Here is a 2,719-nt window from a genome sequence, read left to right on the forward strand (position 1 = left end):
GTTCCTCCGATGGGCTGCACGAAGAAGAGCGGCGTCTGGCCGGGCCGCCCCTCCTGGAGCCGCATCAACAACGCGGCCTCCTTGCGGAACGGCCGTCCCGTCTTCTCCAGCTCGGAGAGGATGGCCTCCGGTACGATGGTGCGTGGGTGCGGTGATGCGCACCTTCGCGCCGTTTGGACACCTCCCCGCCTCGCGAAGGAATGCCCCATGGACACCGAAGTCGAGTCCGGCAGCGCGCACGATGGAAAGATTTCCGGCAGCTACCTGACCACGAAGGACGGCACCCAGCTCTACTTCAAGGACTGGGGCCCCAAGCACGGTCAGCCCATCGTCTTCTCCCATGGCTGGCCCCTGTCGGCCGATGCCTTCGAGGACCAGATGATGTTCCTGTCCGAACTGGGCTACCGCACCATCGCGCACGACCGCCGGGGCCACGGGCGTTCCTCCCAGCCCTGGGGCGGCCACGAGATGAACACCTACGCGGATGACCTGGCCTCGTTGACCCGCGCGCTCGACCTGCGCAAGGCCATCCATGTCGGCCATTCCACGGGCGGTGGCGAGGTGGCGCGGTACATCGGACGGCATGGGACTTCACGCGTGGCGAAGGCCGTGCTCATCAGCGCCGTGCCGCCCATCATGATCAAGACGGACTGGCACCCGAACGGTCTGCCCATGGAGGTCTTCGACGGCATCCGCGCCGGTGTGAAGAAGGACCGCTCCGGCTTCTTCAAGGAGCTGAGCCTGGCGTTCTACGGCTTCAACCGGCCCGGCGCGGAAGTCTCCGAAGGCTTGCGCGAGAGCTTCCGGCTCCAGGGCCTGATGGGCGGGCTGAAGGCCGAGTACGACTGCATCAAGGCCTTCTCCGAAACCGACTTCCGCGAGGACCTGAAGCGCTTCGACGTGCCCACCCTGGTGATGCATGGGGATGATGATCAGATCGTCCCCATCGACGGTGGGGGGCGGCTGACGGCGACGCTGGTCAAGGGCGCGGTGGCGAAGGTCTACCCGGGCTTCAGCCACGGCATGTGTTCGGTCAACAAGGACGTTATCAACAAGGACCTGCTGGCCTTCATCAAGGGGTAGCTCGCCGCAGGGCCTGCCTGGACGCAGCGGGTACGATTTCGGGCCCCCGGACCCGGGGAGGGCTCCGCCGGACTTGTCACGCCGGGGTGCGTGCAATACGCCTGCACCCATGTCCACGCCCGCGCTGCCCGCCGACTTCCTCCGCGCCATCGCCGAGTCCTTCCCCGGCGATTTCCTCACCCGCGAGCCCGCGGAGCTCCAGGAGTACGGCCGCGACTGGACGCGCGTGTACACACCCGCTCCGGGTGCGGTGGCCTTCCCCCGCACCACGGACGAGGTCGCCCGCTTCATGGCCCTGTGCCACCAGCACCGCGTCGCCGTGGTGCCCTCCGGCGGACGCACGGGGCTGGCGGGAGGGGCGGTGGCGATGAAGGGCGAGGTGGTCCTGTCGTTGAAGCGGATGACCCGCATGGACCCGTTGGACCTGCTCGGCAACACGGTGCGCGTCCAGGCGGGCGCGGTGACGGAGGCGGTGCACCAGCACTGCGCCCCGCATGGCCTCACGTGGCCGGTGGACTTCGCCTCCAAGGGCAGCAGCACGGTGGGCGGCAACATCGCCACCAACGCGGGTGGCGTGAAGGTCATCCGCTACGGCCTCACCCGCCAGTGGGTGCTGGGGCTCCAGGTGGTGACAGCGCAGGGGCAGGTGCTGGAACTCAACGGCGCGCTGGAGAAGAACAACACCGGCGTGGACCTGCGCCAGCTCTTCATCGGCAGCGAGGGCACGCTGGGCATCGTCACGGAGGCCACGCTCAAGCTGACGCGGCTGCCGGGCAAGCAGGACGTCTTCCTCTTCGCGGTGCCGGACGTGGCCGCCGTGCTGCGCCTGTTCCGCGACGCGCGTCAGGCGCCGCTCGCGCTGTCCGCCTACGAGTTCTTCACCGACAAGTGCCTGGCCCGCGTGCAGCGTCACCGCAAGCTGCGCTCGCCCTTCGAAGCGCCCAGCGGTTGCTACGTGCTGCTGGAGTCCGAGGGCGGGGACCCGGCCGCCGTGGAGGCGTGGCTGGGCTCCCTCTTCGAGCGCGGGCTCGTCACCGACGGAACACAGGCGCAGGGCGTGGGGCAGGCCGCGGAGCTGTGGTCGCTGCGTGAGTCCATCAGCGAAAGCCTCTCCGCCACGGGCGTGCTGCACAAGAACGACATCTCCCTGCCGGTGGCGAACCTGGAGGCGTTCTGCTCGGAGCTGGACGCGGTGTTCGCCAGTCGCTACCCGGGCTGGGAGATCTGCCTCTTCGGCCACATTGGCGACGGCAACCTGCACGTCAACGTGATGAAGCCAGACGCGGTGGACAAGGCGGACTTCTTCGCCCACGCGAAGAAGTCCGACCACGCGATGTTCGACCTCGTGCGCAAGCACGGCGGCAGCATCTCCGCCGAGCACGGCATCGGTCTCTTGAAGAAGGACTACCTGGACTACACGCGCGCGCCCGGGGAGCTGGAGCTGCTGCGCACCCTCAAGCGCGCGTTGGATCCGGAAGGCATCCTCAATCCCGGGAAGATATTGGACGCCTAGAGCGTCGAACAGGTTAGGTCACGCCGCGAGCTGGTAGCGCGCTGCGACCTCAAGGTTTTGGACGACCGCGAGTCGCCTGAGGTCAAAGAGGTTGCGGCGCGTGCCTCGATAACGGGCCTTTGG

The 2,719-nt window shown here is 67.9% G+C and carries 3 protein-coding genes; 2 read left to right on the top strand and 1 reads right to left on the bottom strand.

Features of this window, described 5'->3' with window-relative positions; translation table 11 throughout:
- A partial coding sequence (locus D7V88_RS44020) for a hypothetical protein (protein WP_208726746.1) occupies positions 1-209 on the bottom strand: 209 nt, incomplete at its 3' end.
- On the opposite strand from D7V88_RS44020, the gene D7V88_RS40485 reads away from it, so the two are divergent.
- Together D7V88_RS40485 and D7V88_RS40490 are read left to right on the top strand one after the other, a co-directional pair.
- Positions 208-1,083, top strand: coding sequence for an alpha/beta fold hydrolase (locus D7V88_RS40485; RefSeq protein ID WP_120545823.1), 876 nt, complete (start codon positions 208-210; stop codon positions 1,081-1,083). The genes D7V88_RS44020 and D7V88_RS40485 overlap by 2 nt on opposite strands.
- Before the next feature lie 109 nt (positions 1,084-1,192).
- Positions 1,193-2,596 carry an FAD-binding oxidoreductase gene (locus D7V88_RS40490; protein WP_120545824.1) on the top strand — a complete coding sequence of 468 codons (1,404 nt, stop codon included), beginning with the start codon at positions 1,193-1,195 and terminating at the stop codon, positions 2,594-2,596.
- Positions 2,597-2,719: the final 123 nt, after the last annotated feature.

The sequence above is a fragment of the Corallococcus terminator genome (assembly GCF_003611635.1).
GTDB lineage: Bacteria > Myxococcota > Myxococcia > Myxococcales > Myxococcaceae > Corallococcus > Corallococcus terminator.

Bases quoted from the DNA above. Each gene is read 5' to 3' on its own strand.
- D7V88_RS40485 (WP_120545823.1), top strand. From the start codon at position 208: ATGGACACCGAAGTCGAGTCCGGCAGCGCGCACGATGGAAAGATTTCC.
- D7V88_RS40490 (WP_120545824.1), top strand. From the start codon at position 1,193: ATGTCCACGCCCGCGCTGCCCGCCGACTTCCTCCGCGCCATCGCCGAG.